14 protein-coding genes are annotated in these 20,860 nt (G+C 74.6%); 5 read left to right on the top strand and 9 right to left on the bottom strand.

Annotated elements, in window-relative coordinates:
• Window positions 1-491: 491 nt before the first annotated feature.
• Together J3P29_RS01120 and J3P29_RS01115 are read right to left on the bottom strand one after the other, a co-directional pair.
• A complete protein-coding gene (locus J3P29_RS01120; protein ID WP_246851390.1) occupies window positions 492-2,261 on the bottom strand; it encodes an NADPH-dependent assimilatory sulfite reductase hemoprotein subunit in 1,770 nt (589 codons plus the stop codon).
• A gap of 17 nt (window positions 2,262-2,278) precedes the next feature.
• Window positions 2,279-4,147, bottom strand: a complete 1,869-nt coding sequence (locus tag J3P29_RS01115) for an assimilatory sulfite reductase (NADPH) flavoprotein subunit (RefSeq protein ID WP_210491145.1) — start codon at window positions 4,145-4,147, stop codon at window positions 2,279-2,281.
• 325 nt (window positions 4,148-4,472) lie between these two features.
• Here J3P29_RS01115 and J3P29_RS01110 point away from each other — a divergent pair, with 325 nt between their 5' ends.
• Complete coding sequence (locus tag J3P29_RS01110; protein WP_210491144.1) at window positions 4,473-5,342, top strand: PHP domain-containing protein; 870 nt, start codon at window positions 4,473-4,475, stop codon at window positions 5,340-5,342.
• 16 nt (window positions 5,343-5,358) lie between these two features.
• On the opposite strand, the gene J3P29_RS01105 is transcribed toward J3P29_RS01110, so the two are convergent.
• Window positions 5,359-5,583 carry a hypothetical protein gene (locus tag J3P29_RS01105; protein WP_210491143.1) on the bottom strand — a complete coding sequence of 75 codons (225 nt, stop codon included), beginning with the start codon at window positions 5,581-5,583 and terminating at the stop codon, window positions 5,359-5,361.
• Between the two features lie 27 nt (window positions 5,584-5,610).
• Between J3P29_RS01105 and J3P29_RS01100 the strand changes: the two genes are divergently transcribed.
• Complete coding sequence (locus J3P29_RS01100) at window positions 5,611-6,684, top strand: ornithine cyclodeaminase family protein (RefSeq protein WP_210491142.1); 1,074 nt, start codon at window positions 5,611-5,613, stop codon at window positions 6,682-6,684.
• A gap of 7 nt (window positions 6,685-6,691) precedes the next feature.
• Here the strand turns inward: J3P29_RS01100 and J3P29_RS01095 are convergent, their stop codons facing one another.
• From J3P29_RS01095 to J3P29_RS01085, 3 genes are all read right to left on the bottom strand, one after another.
• Window positions 6,692-6,880, bottom strand: a complete 189-nt coding sequence (locus J3P29_RS01095; RefSeq protein ID WP_210491141.1) for a hypothetical protein — start codon at window positions 6,878-6,880, stop codon at window positions 6,692-6,694.
• A 107-nt stretch (window positions 6,881-6,987) separates the two neighbouring features.
• Window positions 6,988-8,178, bottom strand: a complete 1,191-nt coding sequence (locus J3P29_RS01090) for a homoserine O-acetyltransferase (protein ID WP_210491139.1) — start codon at window positions 8,176-8,178, stop codon at window positions 6,988-6,990.
• A gap of 282 nt (window positions 8,179-8,460) precedes the next feature.
• Window positions 8,461-9,633 carry an SGNH/GDSL hydrolase family protein gene (locus J3P29_RS01085; protein ID WP_210491138.1) on the bottom strand — a complete coding sequence of 391 codons (1,173 nt, stop codon included), beginning with the start codon at window positions 9,631-9,633 and terminating at the stop codon, window positions 8,461-8,463.
• Between the two features lie 220 nt (window positions 9,634-9,853).
• Here J3P29_RS01085 and J3P29_RS20570 point away from each other — a divergent pair, with 220 nt between their 5' ends.
• Window positions 9,854-10,159, top strand: coding sequence for a hypothetical protein (locus tag J3P29_RS20570; protein WP_210491137.1), 306 nt, complete (start codon window positions 9,854-9,856; stop codon window positions 10,157-10,159).
• 47 nt (window positions 10,160-10,206) lie between these two features.
• Here J3P29_RS20570 and J3P29_RS01075 read toward each other — a convergent pair whose 3' ends face one another.
• A complete protein-coding gene (locus J3P29_RS01075; protein WP_210491136.1) occupies window positions 10,207-11,502 on the bottom strand; it encodes an O-acetylhomoserine aminocarboxypropyltransferase/cysteine synthase in 1,296 nt (431 codons plus the stop codon).
• A 206-nt stretch (window positions 11,503-11,708) separates the two neighbouring features.
• Window positions 11,709-12,533, bottom strand: coding sequence for a DUF6882 domain-containing protein (locus J3P29_RS01070; protein ID WP_210491135.1), 825 nt, complete (start codon window positions 12,531-12,533; stop codon window positions 11,709-11,711).
• A 141-nt stretch (window positions 12,534-12,674) separates the two neighbouring features.
• On the opposite strand from J3P29_RS01070, the gene J3P29_RS01065 reads away from it, so the two are divergent.
• Window positions 12,675-13,676, top strand: coding sequence for a type IV toxin-antitoxin system AbiEi family antitoxin domain-containing protein (locus tag J3P29_RS01065; RefSeq protein WP_210491133.1), 1,002 nt, complete (start codon window positions 12,675-12,677; stop codon window positions 13,674-13,676).
• A 231-nt stretch (window positions 13,677-13,907) separates the two neighbouring features.
• Here the strand turns inward: J3P29_RS01065 and J3P29_RS01060 are convergent, their stop codons facing one another.
• Entirely contained in the window at window positions 13,908-15,482 is a 1,575-nt protein-coding gene (locus tag J3P29_RS01060; protein ID WP_210491132.1) for an acyl-CoA carboxylase subunit beta, read from the bottom strand.
• Between the two features lie 733 nt (window positions 15,483-16,215).
• Here J3P29_RS01060 and J3P29_RS01055 point away from each other — a divergent pair.
• On the top strand, window positions 16,216-20,487 hold the full coding sequence (locus J3P29_RS01055; RefSeq protein ID WP_349239743.1) for a phosphodiester glycosidase family protein: 4,272 nt from the start codon (window positions 16,216-16,218) through the stop codon (window positions 20,485-20,487).
• Window positions 20,488-20,860: the final 373 nt, after the last annotated feature.

Genomic DNA, 20,860 nt, shown 5'->3' with positions numbered 1-20,860 from the left:
GGCGGGGGAAGAACGCCTTCCGGATCGCCGCAGCGAGAGCAGGGTGATGCGGAACGCGTGGCCGAACGACGCGTGACGAGGGGCCACAACGGGGCGTGTTCCGGATCGCCACGGCCGGGGTCAGGTGATCCGGGACGGATGGCCGGCGAGGGGCGGGGGAAGAACGCCTTCCGGATCGCCACGGCCGGAGCGCGGTGATCTGGACCACGTGTCGGCCGAGGCCGCCGGCTCGGCTCCCGTCCCGGATCGCCGCGGCCAGAGCAGGGCGATCCGGGACACGAACCCCCCGGCCCAGAGCCCGCGCCCGTCCGCCGCCCCGCGCGCGTCCGCCGCCCCGCGCCCGTCCGCCGTCGCGCGCGCGTCCGCCGCCCCGCCCCAGAGCCCACGCGCGTCGCCCCCCGCGCGCGGCCGTCCGCGCCGGCCGTCCGCCCGGCACCCGGCCGCCCGCCCGGCCGGCCGTCCACCCCGCCCGACCCGGCCGGCCCCGCCTGTCAGTCGTTGAAGTTCCGCCCCGCCGTCACCTCGGGGGCGATGCCGGCGCGGATGACGAAGTCGCCGAAGCGCTCGTCCGGCTCGCGCTCGGCGGCGTAGCGGCCGAGGGTCTCGTCGAGCACCGCCAGGATGACGTCCTCGCCGACGTTCTCGCGGACCATCTTGTTCAGCCGCTGGCCGTGGAAGCCGCCGCCCAGGTACAGGTTGTACTTGCCGGGCGCGCGGCCGGTCAGGGCGATCTCGGCGATGTACGGGCGCGCGCAGCCGTTCGGGCAGCCCGTCATGCGGATGGTGATCGGCTCCTCGCTCAGGCCGTGCGTCTCGAGCAGCGCCTCGATCCTCGTGATCAGGTCGGGCAGGTAGCGCTCGCTCTCGGCCATCGCCAGGCCGCACGTGGGCATCGCGACGCACGCCATCGAGTTCAGTCGCAGCGCGCTGCGACCCTTCGCGGGCGCGGTGCCGATCCCGTGCTCGGCCAGGATCGCCTCGATCGTCGGGCGGTCCGCCGGCGCGACGTCGGACACGATCACGCTCTGGTTCGGCGTCAGGCGGAAGACGCACGTGCCCGTCCGCGCGACCTCGCGCAGTCCGTCCATCAGGCGGTGCTCGCCGCGGTTGATGATCCGCCCGTTCTCGACGAAGAGCGTGCAGTGCTCCAGGCCGTCGTCGCCGGTGGTCCAGCCCAGCTGGTCGCCGTTGGACGTGAAGGCGAACCGCTTCGCCGGCGCGAGCGCGAAGCCCAGGCGGCGCTCGATGTCGCCCTTCACGAAGTCGAGGCCCTTGTCGTCGATCGTGTACTTGAAGCGCGCGTGCGAGCGGGTGACGCGGTCGCCGTAGTCGCGCTGCACGCCCATGACGGCGTCGAGGGTCGGGACGAGCTGGTCGACCTCGATGAAGCCGATGACGTCGCCCAGCCGCGGGTACGTCTCGGGCGCGCGGTCCGTGCGGCCCATCCCGCCGCCGATGACGACGTTGAAGCCCTTGAGCCGGCCGCGGCTGGCGATCGCGACGAAGCCCAGGTCCTGGCTGTAGATGTCGATGTCGTTGCTCGGCGGGATCGCGAAGCCGATCTTGAACTTCCGCGGCATGTACTGCTTGCCGTAGAACGGCTCCTCCTGCTCGCCGCGCGGCTGGGCCGGCTTCTCGCCGAACCAGATCTCCTCGTACGCGCTCGTCCGGTGGATGACGTGGTCGCTGGCGATCCGGGCCTGCTCGTAGACCTGCTTGTGCAGCTTCGACAGCCCCGGGTGCACGCCGCTCATGACGGTGCGGGCGACGTCGCCGCAGGCGGCCTTCGAGTCCAGCCCCACGTCGCGCAGCCCGACCATCACCTCGCGCAGCGCGTTACGGTTGAGGTAGTGGAACTGGAACGTCTGCCGGGTGGTCAGGCGGAACTGCTCGTTGCCGTGCTCGCGGCCCAGCTCGTCGATCTTCAGCCACTGCTCGGGCGTGCAGACGCCGCCCGGCATGCGCCCGCGGAGCATGAAGGCGTACAGGGGCTCCAGCTTCTGCTGACGACGCTCGTCCCGCAGGTCGCGGTCGTCCTGCTGGTAGATCCCATGGAACTTCATGAGCTTGTTGTTGTTCTCGTCGACGGCGAGCGTGATCTCGTCGACGAGGTCGTCGGCGATCGTGCCGGCGAGGTAGTCGCTGTGGAACTTCAGGCGCTCCTCCGGCGCCAGCTTCTCCAGCGGCTGGGTGATGTCGCGGCTGCGGTCGATCTCGACCGCCGGGGCGGCGGGGCTGGCCTTCGTCATCTTCGTCGCCATGGGTCCGGGGAAGGGGATCAGTAGACGTCGAGCAGGTAGCGGTGGCCACGCTGCAGGTCGTTCAGGTACTCGTCGGCGGCCTCGGGGTCCAGGCCGCCGTGCGTCGCGGCGATGTCGCGCAGGGCGGCGCGCACGCCGGGGGCCATGCTGTCGGCGTCGCCGCACACGTAGAGGCGCGCGCCGTCCTGCAGCCACGCCCACACGTCGGCGCCCTTCTCGCGCAGACGGTCCTGCACGTACGTCTTCTCGGCGCGGTCCCGCGAGAACACGGGGTCCAGCCGGGTCAGCACGCCGTCCTTGAGCAGCGCCTGCCACTCGACCTGGTACAGGAAGTCGCTGCGGAAGTTGCGCTCGCCGAAGACGAGCCAGGACCGGCCGGACGCGCCGCGGGCCTCGCGCTCCTGCATGAACGCGCGGTAGGGCGCCACGCCGGTGCCGGCGCCGACCATGATGATCGGCGTGTCGTCGTCGTCCGGCAGGCGGAAGTGCTCGTTCGCCTGCACGTACACGGGGACGGTCGCGTCCTCCTCGATCAGCCGCGCCAGGTGGCCGGAGGCGACGCCGGTGCGGCCGGTCTCGTGCAGGTCGTAGCGGACGGTGCTGACCGTCAGGTGCGCCTCGTCGGGCGCGGCGGCCAGGCTGGAGGCGATGGAGTACAGGCGCGGCTGCAGCGGACGCAGGCCGGCGATCAGCTGCTCGGCCGTGATCCCGGGGACGGGGAAGCGCCGCACGACGTCCAGCACGTGGTGCTCGCGCAGGAACGCCGTCCGCGCCTTCGCGTCGGCCGCGCGCACCTCCTGCAGCTCGGCGGCGCCGCTCATCTCGGCCCACCCCTCGAGGAAGCGCGGCGTCGCGGCGGTGATCTCGTAGGTGCGGGTGAGCGCGTCCGCGAGCGGCAGCTCGCCCTGCTTCGTCGCGACGGGCTCGTCGCCCGTGAGCGACAGCTGGCCCAGCAGCGTCTCGACCAGGACGGGGTCGTTGAGCGGGACGACGCCGAGCGCGTCGCCCGGCGCGTACGTCAGGCCCGAGCCCTCGAGGGAGAGCTCGACGTGGCGCGTCTCCTTCGTCGATCCGCGGCCCGTCAGGACGACGTTGTCCAGGACCGGGGCCGCGAACGGGCGCTTCTTGCCGTACGCGGGGGCGGCCTCCGCGCCGGGGGCGGCGGACGGGGCCGCGACGGCGGCGCCACCCGCGGGCGCCGCGCCCGCCTGGGGCGCGACCTTCTCGGCGGCGGCGGCGATCCAGGCCGCGGCGTCGTCCTCGTAGTCGACGTCGCAGTCGACGCGGTCGAGCAGCCGCTCGCCGCCCAGCTCCTCCAGCCGCTCGTCGAGGACGCGCCCGGCGGAGCAGTAGTGCTCGTACGTCGAGTCGCCCAGGGCCAGGACGCCGAAGCGCACGCCGTCGAGCTTCGGCGCCTTGCGGCCGGCGAGGAACTCGAAGAAGCCGACGGCGTTCGGCGGCGGATCCCCCTCGCCGTGCGTGGCGGTGACGACGAGCAGGTCCTGCTCGTCCTTCAGCGCGCGGGGCTTGTAGTCGGCCATGTCGGCCACGCGCGCCTCGACGCCCTGCGCCTGCGCGGCCTGCGCGAGCTCGCCGGCGAGCTCCTTCGCGTTGCCCGTGTCCGTGCCGAAGAGGACCGTGAGCGTGCGGGTGGCGGGCGCGGGGGCCGGGGCGGCGGGCGCGCCGGCGCCGTCGGCCGCGGCCGCGCCGTTCGTCGTGGCGACGCCGTTCGGCGCCGCGCCCGCGGCGGCCGGCGCGGCGCCCTGGGCGGCGAGGCCCGCGAAGTACCCGCTCATCCAGATCGTCTGCTCGCGGTCGAGCGTGGCCACGAGCCGCTGGACGTGCTCGAGCTGATCGGGCGTGAGGGTCGGGATGGCGGAGCTCAAGGTGGTCTTCCGGGTGCGCGGCGGGCGGTCGGCGGGCCTCGTCCGACGGACCGCCGGCGCGAAAGGGCGTAAGCCGATCCGAGTTTGCCAGATTGGGCTGGGTCCGTCGGCGGGCCGGGACGGTCGGCCGAGGGCGGATCCGTCGGTGGGGACGGGATTCTCCCGCTCGCACCGGGGGTGACCCATGAACATGCGGAAGGGGCCCAGTCGCGATCGGAAGGGATCGGCGGCCGCGGCGCCGACGGCGGCCGCGGTGGCGTCGTATCGTCTCGGCACCGCCGGGCGCCCGCGTGCCCGGCCGTGACGACCCGCCGAGACCGCCGCGATGCCCTCGCCGACCTTCGACCTGCAGGCCCACTCGACGGCCAGCGACGGGGCGCTCCGCCCCGCCGAGGTCGTGCGCGCGGCGTGGCTGGCGGGCGTGCGGACGCTCTCCCTGACGGACCACGACACGGTCGACGGGGTGCAGGAGGCCCTCGACGAGGCCGCCCGCATCGGCGACATCCGGGTGATCCCGGGCATCGAGATCTCGGTCATCGACGGTCTGCACGCCGACCTGCACGTCTGCGGGTACCTCGTCGACCACCGCGCGCCGGCGCTGGTCGCGGCGCTGGCGGAGTGGCGGGCGGACCGCGCGGGCCGGGCCGAGCGGATGCTCGCGGCGCTGCACGAGCTGGGCTGGGCGACGGACGACGCCGAGATCGAGGCGCGCCGGGCGCAGGGCCTGTCGATCGGCCGGCCGCACGTGGCGTCCGCCGCCTTCCGGCACCCGCTCAACGCGCGCCGGATCGAGGCGGAGGGCCTGCGCACGGCGACCGACCTGCTCGTCGCGTACCTCGTCGAGGGCGCGCCGGCGTACCGCACGCGGACGCGCCCGTCGATCGAGGAGGCGGTGGCGCTCATCCACGACGCCGGCGGCGTGGCGGTGTGGGCGCACCCGTTCTGGGACGTCGCGGATCCCGCCGAGGTGCGGGTGACGCTGGAGCGCTTCGCCGGCCTGGGCGTCGACGGCGTCGAGGCGTTCTACGTCGGGTTCACCGAGGAGCAGACGTCCCACCTGTACGCCCAGGCGGAGCGGCTGGGCCTGCTGACGACCGGGTCGGCCGACTTCCACGGCCCGCAGCACCCGAACTTCCACGAGTTCCGCGCGTTCGACACGTACGGGCTCGTGCCGCGGCTCGGGCCGCTGGCGTAGGGCTGGACGGGCGCGGCTACAGCGCCCAGGCGGCGAGGTCGTCCCCGCCGGTGCTCCAGGCGGCGCTGCGACCCACGGCCTCGTGCCGGGCGGCGCGGACCCAGCCGCTCTCCTGCGGGGCCTCCTGGACCACGGCGACGGTGGTGTCGCGGAGGAAGCTCTCGACGGCGGCGACGATCGCGGCGGCCTCGTGCGGCGTGGCCGAGGCCGGGACGTCGATGCGCGGGCGGTCGGCGGACATGGCCGGAAGGCTACCTATGCTCGACCGATGCCGACCGTGCCCGTCCTGAACCACGACGCGGTGCTCGCCGCGGTGAGTCCCGCGGAGGCGGTGCAGCGCACGGCCGACGCGTTCCGCCGCCACCACGCCGGCGAGTGGACGATGCCGTCGAAGGTCTACCTGCAGGCCCCGCCCGCGGGCGACTTCCGCGCGATGCCGGCCCTCGGCGACGGCGTGGCGATGCTCAAGTGGATCTCGTCGTTCCCCGGCAACCCGGCCAAGGGCCTGGCGACCGTGCAGGGCGTCGTCGTGCTGTCCGACGCCGAGACGTCGGTGCCGCTCGCGATGCTCGACGCCCGCGCGGTGACGGCGCTGCGGACCGGCGCGGTCGCCGCCGTGGCCGCGCAGGCGCTGGCGCCGGCGGAGGCGCGGACGGTCGGGATCGTCGGCTCCGGCCTGCACGGCACGTGGGCGGCCCGGTGCCTGGCGGCGGTGGGGTACGACGGCGGCGTGGCGGCCGACCCGCGGCCCGAGGCGGCGCAGGCGCTGGCGGACGAGCTGGGCCGGGGCGCCGCGGCCGGGGGCGGGGGCGGCGCGGGCGGAGGCGGCGCGGGCGCGCGCGATGGCGGCACCGCGGCAGATGACGGCGGCAGGGCGGGTGCGGCCGGCGGCGACAGCGGCGGGGCGGCGTGGCGGGCCGGATCGCGCGAGGAGGCGCTGGCGCAGGACGTCGTCTGCTGCGTCACGCCGGGCGGCGAGCCGGTCGTCGACGTCCGGGATCTGCGGCCCGGCCTGCACCTGAACATGCTGGGCGCGGACGGGCCGGGCAAGCAGGAGGCCACGGTCGACGCGGTGGCCCGGTGCGCCCTGTTCTGCGACGAGTGGGCGCAGGCCAGCCACGGCGGCGAGCTGACCGCGGGGGTCGAGGCGGGCGCCGTGACCCGCGACGCGGTGACGGACCTGGGCGCGGTCCTCGCCGGCGACGCGCCGGGACGCCCGGACGACGCCGCGGTGACGCTCTTCGACTCGACGGGCCTGGCGATCCAGGACCTGGCGATCGGCCTGGCGGCGTTCGCGGCGTGGCGCGAGGGACGCGTGCAGGCGCAGACCGTGGAGCTGTGACGGCCGACTAGCGCCGCTCGTCCGGGGCGCCGTGGGCGATCGCCCACGCGATCACGACGCACACGACGGCCAGCAGGATCCACAGCACCCAGTCGGCGTTGCCGTCGCCGCCGCTCTGCCAGCCGCCGATCAGGACCAGGACGACGGCGACCACGCCGAGGGCGCGGACCACGCTGTCGCGGGTGGAGCGGCTCATCGCCGCACCCTACGCGCCGGCCGGGCGGGCGCGGGACGCCGGCCGCCGCGGGGGCCGGACGCCGGACGCCGGGCGCCGGGCGCCGCGGGGAGCGCACGCCGCGGCGCTCACGCCGTCAGGAAGCCGCGCATGACGTCCAGGTGGGCGGCGATCGGCAGCAGGAACGAGTCGTGGCCCCAGGGCGAGGCGACGTTCTCGCGCCGCACGGGGATGCCCGCGGACGTCAGCGCGTCCGCGATCAGGTCGCTGTGCTCGGCACCGAAGCGCCAGTCGCTCGTGAAGCTCTCGACCAGGAACGCGGTGCCGGCGTCGCGCACGCGCGCGAGGCGGTCCGGCGCGTCGGGCTGCTCGAACGGCGCGAAGGCGTCCATGACCTTCGTCAGGTACAGGTAGCTCAGGGCGTCGAAGCGCTGGAGGAACGAGCGGGCCTGGTAGTCCAGGTAGTGCTCGATCTCGAGATCGGGGCGGAACCAGTCGTGGCCGTCGCGGGCCGGCGGACGCTGCGGGTCGCGGCGGCGCCGGTCGAACTTCGCCGTCAGCGCCTCCTCGGAGACGTAGGTGACGTGCCCGAGCATCCGGGCGGCGGCCAGGCCGGCGGCGGGCACGCGGCCCGTCCCCAGGTAGCGGCCGTCCTGGAAGTCCGGGTCGCGCAGGATGCCCTCCCGCGCCGCGGTGGAGAGCGCGATGTTCTGCGCCGTCAGGCGGGCGGAGGAGCAGACGACGAGCGCCCGGCCGATCTCCTCGGGCGCCTGCAGCGCCCACTCGAGCACCTGCATGCCGCCGAGCGAGCCGCCGATCGCGGCGGCCAGGCGCTCGATGCCCAGGTGGCGAACGAGCGCCCGCTGCACCCGCACGAGGTCGGCGACGGTGAAGGCGGGGAAGTCCAGCCCGTACGGCTCGCCGGTGGCCGGGTTCGTCGACGAGGGGCCGGTGGTCCCGCGGCAGCCGCCGAGCAGGTTGGCGCAGACGACGAACCACCGGTCCGTGTCGACCGTGCGGCCGGGCCCGAGGAGCACGTCCCACCAGCCGCGGCGGTCGGGATCGCCGTGGTGGCCGGCGGCGTGCGCGTCCCCCGTGAGGGCGTGGCACAGGACGATGGCGTTGGAGCGGTCGGCGTTCAGCGTGCCGTACGTCTCGTACGCGACCTCGACGGGTCCCAGCGTCTCGCCGTTGTCGAGCACGAGCGGGTCGTCCGCCGTGAACAGCTGGGCGTGCTGCGTGTGCGTGCGGCCCAGCCCGGGCCCCAGGTCGGTCGCGTACCCGGCGCGCCCGCCGGGGTCGAGGGTGCTGTGCGTCATCCGTTGCGGGTCGCGGGACGGCGGCGGGTCATGGCGTGATCCTCACACGCGGGCGCGGGCGAGGGGCGGCGGGTGGTGACGGACGCGGCGCGGGCGGCGAGGGGGTCGCGGCGGCGACCGGCGGGAGGAGCCGGAGGAGCCGCGCGCGGCGGCGTCCGCCGCCGCGCGTGTTGCCGTGCCCCTGCTCTCTCTCCCGCCGCGCAGCATAGTGACCGGGCGCACACAGCGTCGCGTCGCGGGCGGATGGGACGGTGCGCCGCGCGCCACTCCTCGCCGTGGGCCTCAGCGCACCTGCACCTGGCTCGCGTACCGCCGGAGCGCCTCCTCCATCACCGCGCCGTAGGCCGCGTTGCCCGCGGCGTTGGGGTGGACCGACTTGGTGGCGGGCACGGACGGCGAGGTGCCGACGGGCGTCCCCACGTCCAAGAGCTCCACGCCGTTGATCCACGGGTCGGCCCCGCCGGCGCCGTGGCCGAGGAAGGCCGAGATCACCTCGTCGGTGACGGGGTGCAGGCCGTGGGCGATGGCGCTCGCGGCGACCTCGGCGTTGAGCTGGTCGGCCCACGCGTTCGCCAGCCGACGCTCGGCGAGGGTCAGGGTCGTCAGCACGAGCGGGTCGGTCGGGAGCACGTCCTCGGTGAACAGGCGCGGATAGCCGGCGACCAGCACGTCCGCGGCCGGCGCGACGCGGCGGACCTCGGCGAACGTCGCGTCGAGCGCCTGCCGGACGGGCCCGCGAATGAGTGCGGTCTCGGCGTCGCGGTCGCCGGTGCAGTCACCGAGGACGCAGCGGGTGAACTGCGGGATGAACCGCGCGTCGTTGCCGCCGATGCTGAGCGTGACGAGCGCCGGACCTGTCGCGGTCGTCAGATCGGAGCGGACCTCGTCCAGCTGCGTGCCGGACAGCTCCGGGTGCTGCTTGACGCCGCCCGCCGACGACGGCATCACGTCGGCGGTGGTCGCGCCGCTGCACGCGATCCGCCGCGGCTCAGGGACCAGCTCGCGCGAGATCAACGCCGCCCACAGCTCGTTCGAGCGCGAGCAGGTCTGGTCGTCGTACGGCTGGCCCAGGCCGGTGCCGGCCGCATACGAGTCGCCGAGCGCGTAGAACGCCCGGTAGGCGGGGATGCCCGCCGCCCGCGCCTCGACCGGGGCGGAGGGCGGTGCCGCGGCGGTCGGCGACGTTGCCACCACCCGGTACGCCAGCCAGTGGCCGGCGAGCTCGGGGGGAGGGACGTCGACGTACCGGCCCGTCACGTCCGCGCCCCCGAGCGCCTGCACCGCACCGGTCGCCAGGTCGGTGCGCTCGATCCGGTAGCCGGTCGCCCGCGCGACGGGGGTCCAGCTGAGCGCGACCCCGGCGGACCCGTGCGCGGCGGCGCGCAGGTCCGCCACCCGGTCCGGCGCCGGCGTCGCCGATGCCGGCGCCGGCGTGGCCGCGCGGGGCACGCGCACCAGGACCGACCGTCCCGGTCGCCCGTACCGCCCGCCCGTTCCCCGGAACGACAGCCGGTACCGCAGCACGTGCCCCGCCGGAAGGCCCCGCACGACCCGCCGGCCGCCGCGCACGCCGCTCGCCACGCGGTGCCAGGTGCGGTGGCGGGCCGTGAGGTCGCGGACCGCGATGCGCGCGGCCCGCGCGCCGCGCGGTCGCCTCCACCGCAGGGTCAGGCGCGTGGCCGAGACGCCGGTGGCCCGCGGCCGCACACCGGCGGGGGCGGGGGCTGCGATGCGGGTGGAGCGGGTGGATGCCGCGGCGGGTGAGGACGACGCCGCCGCGGCGGACCGCGGCGGCGCGACGAACCGCGGCGCCGGCTCACCCGGGGCTGGCGCGGCGGCCGACGCGGCGGACGCGGCGGACGACGGCGGGACCGCACCGCCGCCCGCGACGCCACCGCCGAGCGCGCCCGCGAGCAGCAGCAGGACGGATCGTGGCGGTCGCGTCTGCCGGGCGGGCGTGCTCCTCATGGGCGTACGCTAGTGGTCGGCGTACACCCCGTGGGAACCGCGCGCCAGCGCCCTCCCCTGTCAGCCCTGGCTCGCCGCCAGCGCCTGGTCCAGGTCGGCGATGAGGTCGTCCACGTGCTCGATGCCGATCGACAGGCGCACCGCGTCCGGGCCGACGCCGGCGGACGCGAGCTCGCCCTCGTTGAGCTGCGAGTGCGTCGTGGAGGCGTTGTGGATGGCGAGCGACTTCGCGTCGCCGATGTTCGCGAGGTGGCTGAAGATGTTCAGCGCCTCGATGAACCGGCGGCCACCCTCGTAGCCGCCCTTCACGCCGAAGGACACGAGCGCGCCCCCGCCCGCGGTCAGCACCCGCGAGGCGACCTCGTGGTACTGGTTGGACTCCAGTCCGGGGTAGTTGACCCAGGCGACGCCGTCGTGCGCCTCGAGGTGCTTGGCGACGGCGAGCGCGTTCTCGTTGTGGCGCTCCATCCGCAGGGGCAGCGTCTCGACGCCCTGGAGGATGAGGAACGCGTTGAACGGCGACAGCGCGGCGCCCGTGTTGCGCAGCAGGACCGTGCGGGCACGCAGCACGTAGGCGATCGGCCCGGCGGCGTCCGTCCAGACCACGCCGTGGTAGGACGGGTCCGGCTTCGTCAGGCCGGGGAAGCGGTCGCTGTGCGCGGCCCAGTCGAAGGTGCCGGCGTCGACGATCGCGCCGCCGATCGAGGTGCCGTGGCCGCCGAGGAACTTCGTCAGCGAGTGGACGACGACGTCGACGCCCTGCTCGATCAGGCGCGCGCCGACCGGCGTGGCGACCGTGTTGTCGACGATGAGCGGCAGGCCGGCGGCGTGCGCGGCCTCGGACCACTTCGGGATGTCGAGGACGTTGAGCTTCGGGTTGCCGATCGTCTCGCCGAACACGAGCTTGGTCCGCTCGTCGGCCACGCGCGCGACGGCGTCGGGATCGTCGGCGTCGACGAAGCGCACCTCGATGCCGTACTGCGGCAGCGTGTGCGCGAACAGGTTGTAGGTGCCGCCGTACAGCTGCGAGACCGAGATGACGTTGTCGCCGGCCCCCGCGATGTTGAGGATCGCGTAGGTCACCGCGGCCTGGCCGGACGCGGTGACGAGCGCCGCCTGGCCGCCCTCGAGCTGCGCCAGGCGCTGCTCGAGCACGTCCCAGGTGGGGTTCATGATGCGCGTGTAGATGTTGCCTGGCGTCTTCAGCGCGAACAGGTCGGCGCCGTGCTGCACGTCGTCGAACACGTACGACGTGGTCTGGTAGATCGGCACGGCCCGCGCGTTCGTCGTCGGGTCGGCCTCCTGACCGCCGTGCAGGGCGATGGTCTCGGGGCGGTACTGCTGCGCGTCGCTCATGTCTCTCCGTGGGTGGGCGTCGTGGCGCCGGGACTCTCCGCCGGCCGCGGCGGCCGGTGCGCGGACCCTATACCAACGGGCCCGAAATACCCGTAGTCGGATCGGGATTCCGCCCGGACGACGGGCGGCGTGCCGCCGTGACGGTCCCGCACGGGGCGCCCCGAGAGTCCCTGCGCGTCCGAGGGCCCGGCCGTCCGTGGCGTCCGTCAGTCGCTCTCGGGATCCGCCCCCTCCGGCACCTCGCCGACCGTGCCGCCGATGCTCGCCAGCCGGCCCTGCTCGTCGAACTCGAACCGCCAGGTGGCGCCCTCGGCCGGATCGGGCCGACCGTCCTCGCCCACCGGGAGGCCCTCGGCGCGGGCCGTGATGACGCCCGAGCCCGCGGGCCCCTCGGCGAAGTGGATGCCCTGCGGCTCGCTGCGGCGCCAGCCCTCGATGAGCAGCTGGTGGTCGACGGGCAGCTGCTCGAGGATCCCGGAGATCGCGAGCGGCAGCCGCTCGTACGGGATGCGCCGCTTGGCCAGCTCGGGGTGTTTGACCAGGAACACCGCCGTGGCCCCGCCCCCGGTCGGCGCGACGTAGTACGCGTCCGCCTCCGTGTTCCACGCGCCGACGATCGCGGCGTCGAGCACGCCGATGCGCCGGGTGACGTCCTCCGCCAACGGCGTCGGCGCGTCCAGCTGCGCGAACTCGTCCCGCAGCTGGGCGGCCGCATAGGTGGCCGTCTTCGGCAGCGACGGGTTGGCGAAGGCCCACAGCCACGTGCCGTCCGCCTCGGCCATGGTGCCCAGGACCTGGGCGGGGAAGAACCCGACGCCCTCGAACAGCAGCTGCGACGTCTTCCCGTCGTACTCCCACCGCTGGCCCTCGCTGCGCCCGTGCGCCTCGAGGACCTCGTCCTGGAACCGCGCCTGGTTGAGCATCGCCGGCAGCGCGCTCTGCGACACCAGGATGTGCCACATCGCCGACGGGCCCAGACCGTCCTCCTGCGGCTCGTCCGGCGTCGGCGTCACGTCCTCGGGGTTCGACACACGAGGAGCGTCGCAGCTAGGGGCAGGCGAGGCGAGGGCGGCGGAGGTTCGGCGCGATGCCGGTGCGGGTTCGGCGCAGATCGGGGGCCACGCGGCACGGCTCGGTCGGCAGGGTCTTGGTCGTCGTCGCCCCGCCGCTCGATGTCCTCACCCCCGCCCCTCCTCATCCACCCCGCCCCGCCCGCGTCGTTCGGCGCCGACCAACGCGTCGCCTGGCTCGCCGGGCGACAGCTCGGGCTGGTGACGAGGGACCAGCTGCTGCACCTCCTGGGCCTGACCCGCCACCAGATCGCCGGCCGCATCGCTCGCGGCCTGCTCATACCGGTGCACCGGACGGTCTACGCGCTCGGCGTCCGCCCGGCGACGCCCGAGGCTCGGGCCATGGCGGCGGTGCTCGCTTGCGGGGATGGGGCGATGGCGAGCCACGCGACCGCCGCTGCGCTGCACGGGATGCTGCCGTGGCGACGCGGACCCGTCCACGTGACGACGCCGCCATCGACGCGCCGCGTTGCCGGCATCGCGGTGCACGTCAGCCACTCGGGCCCGTCGGTGGGGACCACACGGCTCCGCGTGCCCTGCACCGCGGACGCTCGGACCCTCATCGACGTGGCCGGGTCGGACGGCGCAGCGCCAGCGCGGCGCGCGTGGAGTTCGCTCGCAGGCCAGCGTCGCCTCCGCCCCCGCATGGTGGAGCACGAGTTGCGCCTCCATTCCGGCCGACGCGGGACGGCACTGGTCCGGGAGATGCTCGAGCGTCACCGTCTGGCGACCACCGGCCACACCAAGAGCGAGCTCGAGGCCGCCGCTCTGCAGCTCTGCGCCGCCCACGGCCTGCCGTTGCCGGCGGTGAACCGACTCGTGGTCCTGCAGGACGGCACCTACGAAGCGGACATGTCGTGGGCCGAGGCGCGCTTGGTGGTGGAGCTCGACGGCTGGGCGACGCACCGGTCGCCCGAGCAGTTCGAGGACGACCGTCACCGCGACTTCGACTTCGAGCTCGCCGGCTGGTCGTCCGTGCGACTGACGTGGACGGCCGTCACCGCGCAAGCCGAGGCGACGGCGCGGCGGCTGCGACGACGGCTCGCCGTCGGTCGGGAGTCGGTCCCGACCGACCTCGCGCCAGGGCAGGCGGGCCGGCAGTGAGGTCCGGCGATCGAGTTTGCGATTCGGCCGCTATATCCGGCCTGATCGCGAACTCGATCCCCCGCACCCCCCGCGGCCGCGGCCCGTCGCGAGAGCGTCCGCGGGCCGCAGCAACAGCCGCGCGGCCGCCGCGGCCTCGCCGGCGGCAGCCCACCGCCGCCAGCCGCGTCGCGGCCCGCCACGGGGCGACCGCGGCCTGCAGGCCGCCGCGCGCCCCGCGCCGCCCCGCCCCTACAGCGGGATGTTGCCGTGCTTGCGCTTCGGCAGCGTCACGCGCTTGCTGCGCAGCACGCGGAGGGCGCCGGCGACTTTCGCGCGGGTCTGCGAGGGCTCGATCACGTCGTCGATGTAGCCGCGCTCGGCGGCGACGTACGGGTTGGCGAAGCGGGCCTTGTAGTCGTCCATCAGCGTCGCGCGGCGCTCGTCCGGGGTGGGCGAGCCGGCGATGTCGCGGCGGTAGATGATGTTGACCGCGCCCTCGGCGCCCATGACCGCGACCTCGGCCTGGGGCCAGGCGAAGTTGAAGTCCGAGCCCAGGTGCTTCGAGGCCATGACGTCGTAGGCGCCGCCGTAGGCCTTGCGGGTGATGACGGTGACCTTCGGGACCGTCGCCTCGGCGTAGGCGTAGAGCATCTTCGCGCCGTGGCGGATGATGCCGTTCCACTCCTGCGAGGTGCCGGGGAGGAAGCCGGGGACGTCGCAGAACGTCAGCAGCGGGATGTTGAACGCGTCGCAGGTGCGGATGAAGCGCGCGGCCTTCTCCGACGCCTCGATGTCGAGGACGCCCGCCATCTGGTTGGGCTGGTTGCCGACGATGCCGACGGCGTGGCCCTCGATGCGCGAGAAGCCGCAGAGAATGTTGCGCGCGAAGTTCTCGTGCACCTCGAAGAACTCGCCGTCGTCCGCGACGAGCTTGATGACCTCGCGCATGTCGTACGGCTTGTTCGGGTTCGCGGGAACGGCGTCGTTGAGCGCCGGCTCCTCGCGGTCCGCCGGGTCGTCCGTCGGCACGACCGGGGTGGTCTCGAGGTTGTTCTGCGGCAGGAACGAGAGGAGGTAGCGCGTCTCCTCGAGCGCGTGGTCCTCGTCCTCGAACGCGAAGTGCGCCACGCCGGAGCGCGTCGAGTGGGCGACGGCGCCGCCCAGGTCCTCGAAGCCGACCTCCTCGCCCGTCACCGTCTTGATGACGTCGGGGCCGGTGATGAACATGTGGGAGGTCTCCTTGACCATCCCGATGAAGTCCGTGATCGCCGGCGAGTACACCGCGCCGCCCGCGCACGGCCCCATGATCAGCGAGATCTGGGGGATGACGCCGGAGGAGTCGACGTTGCGCTGGAAGACGTCGCCGTAGGCGCCGAGCGAGACGACGCCCTCCTGGATGCGCGCGCCGCCCGAGTCGTTGATGCCGATGACCGGGCAGCCGATCTTCGCCGCCAGGTCCATGACCTTGCACATCTTCTCGCTCATGACCTCGCCGAGCGAGCCGCCGAAGACGGTGAAGTCCTGCGAGAAGACGGCGACGGGCCGGCCGTCGATCGTCCCGTGGCCGGTGACGACGGCGTCGCCCCACGGCCGCTGCTTCTGCATGTCGAAGTCGTAGGTGCGGTGGCGGACGAAGGTGTCCAGCTCCTGGAAGGACCCCTCGTCGAGGAGCTTCTCGATCCGCTCGCGCGCCGTGTACTTCCCCTTGGCGTGCTGCTTCTCGACGGCCTTCTCTGAGGCGGAGTGGATCGCCTGGTCTCGGAGGTCGCGGAGAAGGTCGAGCTTCTCGTCGAACGTCTCGGGCGATTGCAGACGCGGGCTCATGGGGCGCCGATGCTATCCGCGCGGCCAGGATTCGTGCCGCGTGCCGACGGTGTCCGCGTGCGCGACGGTCGGCGGAGTCCGCCGACGGGGCCGCGCCGGCCGCCGTCCCGACGATCGGGGGGGGAGGTGCCGACAGGCGCTCCGGGAGGCGGTCGCGCGCGTCCGCCGGACGGGGAGGACCCGGCTGCCGGACGCGCGTCTGCACGGCCGTCGGGGGCGGTGGCCGGCCGCGGGCCGGCGGGCCGGCGGCGGTGGGCTGCCGCCGGCGAGAGGTTCGAGTTCGGGATCAGGCCGGATATAGGGGCACGATCCCGAACTCAACGGCTTCGCGGCCAGGTGCGACGTCGATCTGGGACGCGCCCTCGCCCGCCTGCCCGCCGAGCGCCCCCGGCCCTGCCCCCAACCAGCGCGACCCCCACCCGCCCGGCCGAGGACATCCGTCCAAACCGACCGTTTGGCGGCTGGACGCGCGTCCGCCCCGCGTACCGGTCCTCCCCGCCGCCCCGCCGCACCCGCGGCGACGCATCCCCCGTCGCCGCCTCGCATCCCGCCCGCCCGCGCGATCGGCCGAGCCGTTCACCGCGTGACCGTCGTTCACGCGGCTTCACAGCAGGGCCACCGCTCGGACACAAGCTGACGGCGTATCGCCCCCCACAGTGGTCGGCGCCCTCCCCCGCCGCGTGCCAGGTCGCGTCCCGCGAGGGCTCCTCGCACAGCAACCCCAGGAGCTCCGGTGTCCGGACCTCAGACCCGCGTGCGCCGTCGTCGGCGTGCCGCGATCGCCGCGGTGGCGATCACCCTCGCCCTGCCATCAGCCGCGCACGCCGCCACGGCGATGCCGCTCTCGATCGTCGACGAGCACGAGCCGCTCGGTCCCGGCATCGAGCTGGCGCACCAGAAGTACCTGGCGTCGACCGGCTGGGTCGACCGCCAGGTGCTGACCGTCGACCTGGCCAACCCGGCCGTCACGACCGACCTGCTGCACGCCGACAAGGTGGCGCAGGGCTCGGCGCTGACGAAGCAGGCCAACCGCGTCGGCGCGGTCGCGGGCGTCAACGGCGACTTCTTCGACATCGGCAACTCCGGCGCGTCGCTCGGCTTCGAGATCGCCGGCGGCCAGCTGCGCAAGAGCGGCACGCGCAACAACGGCCAGTCCGTCGGCGTCACCCAGGGCGGCGTCGGCAAGCTCATGAACCTGGCGCTCGCCGCGAAGGCGACGTTCGGCGGCAGCGACCGGCCGATCGCCGGCTTCAACCAGGTCGGCGTGCCCGACAACGCGATCGGCGCGTACACGTCCGACTGGGGCGAGTACGACCGGCAGACGAACGCCGGCGGCGCCGCGGGCGTGGCGACCACCGCCGAGGTGTGGGTCGCGGACGGCAAGGTCACGAAGGCCGCGACCGCCCCGGGCGCCGGCAAGGGCACGCTGCCCGACGGCACGACCGCCCTCGTCGGCCGCGGCAGCGGCGCCACCGCGCTGCGCACCCTCGCGGTCGGCGACGACGTCGCCCTCTCCTACGGCGTCAGCCCCGAGATGGAGGACCGCTTCACGTTCGCGGTCGGCACCGACGCGCAGCTCGTCCGCGGCGGCGAGCCCGTCCCGGACGCCGAGGCCAACGCCGGCGCGTCCGGCGCGTCGATCGCGCCCCGCACGTCCATCGGCTTCAAGGACGGCGGGAAGACGATGATCCTGCTGACCGTCGACGGTCCCGGCGGCACCGGCAAGGGCGGCGCGACGCTCCCGCAGGTCGCGAAGATGATGGACGACCTGGGCGCCGAGACGGCCGTCAACCTGGACGGCGGCGGCTCCACCACGATGGTCGGCCGGCGCCTGGGCGCGTTCGACGCGACCGTCCGCAACGTCCCCTCCGACGGCGGCGAGCGCTCCGACCCCAACGGCGTCGGCGTGTTCGTCAAGCCGGGCAACGGCCAGGTCGAGGACCTCGTCGTCGCGCCCGCGGCCGGCGGCGAGCCGACCGTCTTCCCCGGCATGCACCGCGCGTTCACGGCCACCGCCGTCGACTCGAACCAGGCGCCGGTGAAGCTCGACCGCGGCGACGTCCGCTGGTCCGCCGCCGCCGGCAGCGTCGAGAACGGCGCGTTCCAGGCGCCCGCCGACGGCGGGCGCACCGTCACGCTGCGCGCCACGACCAGCAGCGCCCGCACCGACACGAAGGTGCGCGTGCTGGACCGCCTCGACCAGCTCGAGCTGTCGAGCAAGCGGCTGTCGATCCCGGAGACGACGAGCGCCCCGACGACGCTGACGGTGACCGGCCGCGACGCGCACGGGTTCACCGCCCCGATCGACGCGTCCGACCTGGAGCTGGACTACGACCGCAAGGTCGTCAAGGTCCAGCCGCAGGACGACGCGCTGCGCATCGTCCCGGTCGCGAAGGGCGCCACGGTCGTCTCGGTGACCGCCGGCGGCACGACGGTGCAGCTGCCGACGACGGTCGGCGTCGAGACGAAGACGCTCCACGAGTTCGACGGCGAGAACGAGGACAAGGACTGGACCGCCAACGGCACGTCCGGCTTCGCCAAGACGCTGTCGAAGGCCCCCGAGGGCCTGCGCCTGGACTACAAGGCCCAGCGCAACTTCGGCGTCACCCGCGCGTCCGGCGCGTCCGTCCTGAACGTGCCCGGCCAGCCGCTGCGCCTCCGCTGGCACGTGTGGTCCGAGGACGCGACGGAGTACTCCAACATGGCGTGGGTCGACGCGTCCGGCACCCGCAACGCGAAGCTGCAGAGCGGCGTGAAGCCCGGCTGGAACGACCTCGTCTGGACGCTGCCGTCCAACACGAAGTTCCCGATCAAGGTGACCGAGTTCCAGCTCGTCGAGACGGGCACGGCGCGCCAGCAGGACGGCGCGTTCGTCCTGGACCGCGTGGAGTACGACGCGGCGCCCGAGGTCGAGCTGCCCGCCGAGGCGCCGCTCCACCAGGACCCGCTGCTCTCGCCCGACGGGGAGACGAACGGCAAGGACGACTGGAGCTTCGCGACGCTGTCCGACGTCCAGTTCACCGCCGCGGACCCGACGCTGGCCAAGGTCGGCGTCGCCGCGCTCAAGCGCATCCGCCGCGAGAAGCCCGACCTGGTCGTGCTCAACGGCGACATCACCGACGAGGGCGCCCCCGAGGACCTGACGCTCGCGCGCAAGACGCTCGAGGACGGCGGCTGCCAGCTGATCGAGGCGGGCAAGGAGCCCGCCGCGGACTCCACGCCGGACGCGAGCAGCGGCAAGGTCCCCTGCTACTACGTCCCCGGCAACCACGAGGCCTACGCGAAGGCCGGCCAGGGCACCCTCGACGCCTGGAAGGCGGAGTTCGGCGCGCCCTACCGCACGTTCGACCACAAGGGCACGCGGTTCATCCTGCTCAACAGCGCGCTCGGCTCGCTGCGCGGGTCGGACTTCGGCCAGCTGCAGATGTTCCAGGACGCGCTCGAGTCGGCCAAGAAGGACGACAGCATCGACAACGTCATGGTCTTCGCCCACCACCCGGTGGACGACCCGGCCGAGACGAAGGCCAGCCAGCTCGGCGACCGCACCGAGGTGCAGCTGATCGAGGAGCTCCTCACGGACTTCCGCCAGGACAGCGACAAGGGCGCCGCGATGGCGGGCTCGCACGCGCAGATCCTCGACGTCCACCGCGTGGAGGGCGTGCCGTACACGGTGCTCCCGTCCTCGGGCAAGTCCCCGTACGGCGTGCCGGACCGCGGCGGCGTCACGGGCTGGCTGAACTGGCACGTGGACCGCGACACCGACGCCGACGGCCAGTGGCTGACGGCCGACGCGCGCGCGTTCGCGTCGCAGATCACGCTGAACACGCCGGCCTCGGTCGAGGTCGGCACCTCGGCGACGCTGTCGGGCTCGCTCCGCCAGCCGTCGGGCGTCAACCAGAACGGCAGCCGCATCGTCCCGCTCGCCTACCCGATCTCGGTCCACTGGCAGGAGACCGCGGAGCTGGCGGTCGGCTCGGGCGACGCCGCGATCGAGGCGGCCCGCCGGGCCGGCAAGGTCGCGATCCTCGACCCGAGGACGCGCGAGCTGACGGGCCTGAAGCGCGGCACCGTGAAGGTCGCCGTCGCCGAGGAGTCCATGCGCGAGCACACGGACGAGGCGTCCCTGGCGCCCGTCACGGCGGAGAAGACGATCGAGGTCGTCCCCTACGCCGGCCCGGGCCCGCGCTTCTCGGCGAACGTGCCGGTGTTCTCGGCGCAGCCGACCGGCACGGTCAGCCCGGGCCAGCTCGTCACGGTGAAGAACGAGGGCGACGAGCCGCTGAGGATCTCCGACGTGACGATCAAGGCCGCCGACGCCGGGTCCGAGGGCGACTTCCTGCTGGCGACGAACGCCTGCAGGGACGCCGAGATCGCTCCGGGCGCGTCCTGCACCGTGATGGTGCGCTTCGCCCCGGCGCGCCAGAAGGCGACGTCGAAGGCGCAGCTCGTCTTCGCGACGAACACCGCCGAGCGCGAGCACACGGTCGCGCTGACGGGCGAGAGCACCGACCTGCCGCGCGGCGAGAACGGGACCGACGGGCTGAACGGCGCCGACGGCGCTGACGGGGCGACCGGGCCGCAGGGTCCGGCCGGGGCGACGGGCGCGACGGGCGTCGGCGCGCCGGGGCTGCCCGGTCCGCAGGGGATCCCGGGCCTGCAGGGCCAGCGCGGCGAGAAGGGCGCCCGCGGACCGAAGGGCGAGAGCGCGCGAGTCCGCGTGACGTGCAAGCTCGTCAACCGCCGCCGCTCGGTGCGCTGCACCGTGACCGACGTCTCGAGCCGCAGCGCGGCCGGGACGAAGACGTCGAAGTCGCGGGTGGAGGCGACCGTGACGGTGGCCGGCCGCAGCCGCACCGTCACCCGCACGGGCACCGTCCGGATGACGGTGAACGCCGGCACGCGCCTGACGACGCGCAGCCGCGTCGAGGTACGGACGAGCGTCGGGGGCGCGTCCGGCAAGGTCGTCGTCCGCGGCGCCGGGAAGCGGACCGCGGCCCTGCGGTAGGGGCGCGGCGGGGCGCGCGGCTTCGGTCGCGCGGCTCGTGTGTTGCGCCCTAGCGGGCGAGGGCGGGCCCGGCGGATGCCGGGCCCGCTCGCGTTCGGGGGCGACGCGGCCGGACCGCCGCGGGGGCGGCGGAGCCGGGGGCGACGCGGCGGGGCGGCGGGGCGGCGGAGCCGGGGGGGCCGGGCGGCTTCCCCGTGGCCGGCTTCCCCCTCCCGCGGATCGAGGTGGCGATCAGGCCGCTACATCCGGCTTGATCGCGAACTCGATCCGTCGCCTGCGCCGTGCCCGCGGCGGACCCGCGCCCCCGACCACCTGCCTCCGGACCCGCCGGCCGGGTCGAACTCGGAATGCGGTCGAGCTCGGCATGGGGCGA

Origin of the sequence: Patulibacter sp. SYSU D01012, assembly GCF_017916475.1 — a bacterium.
Classification (GTDB): Bacteria; Actinomycetota; Thermoleophilia; order Solirubrobacterales; family Solirubrobacteraceae; genus Patulibacter.
This window is presented reverse-complemented; position numbering and strand designations above follow the sequence as displayed.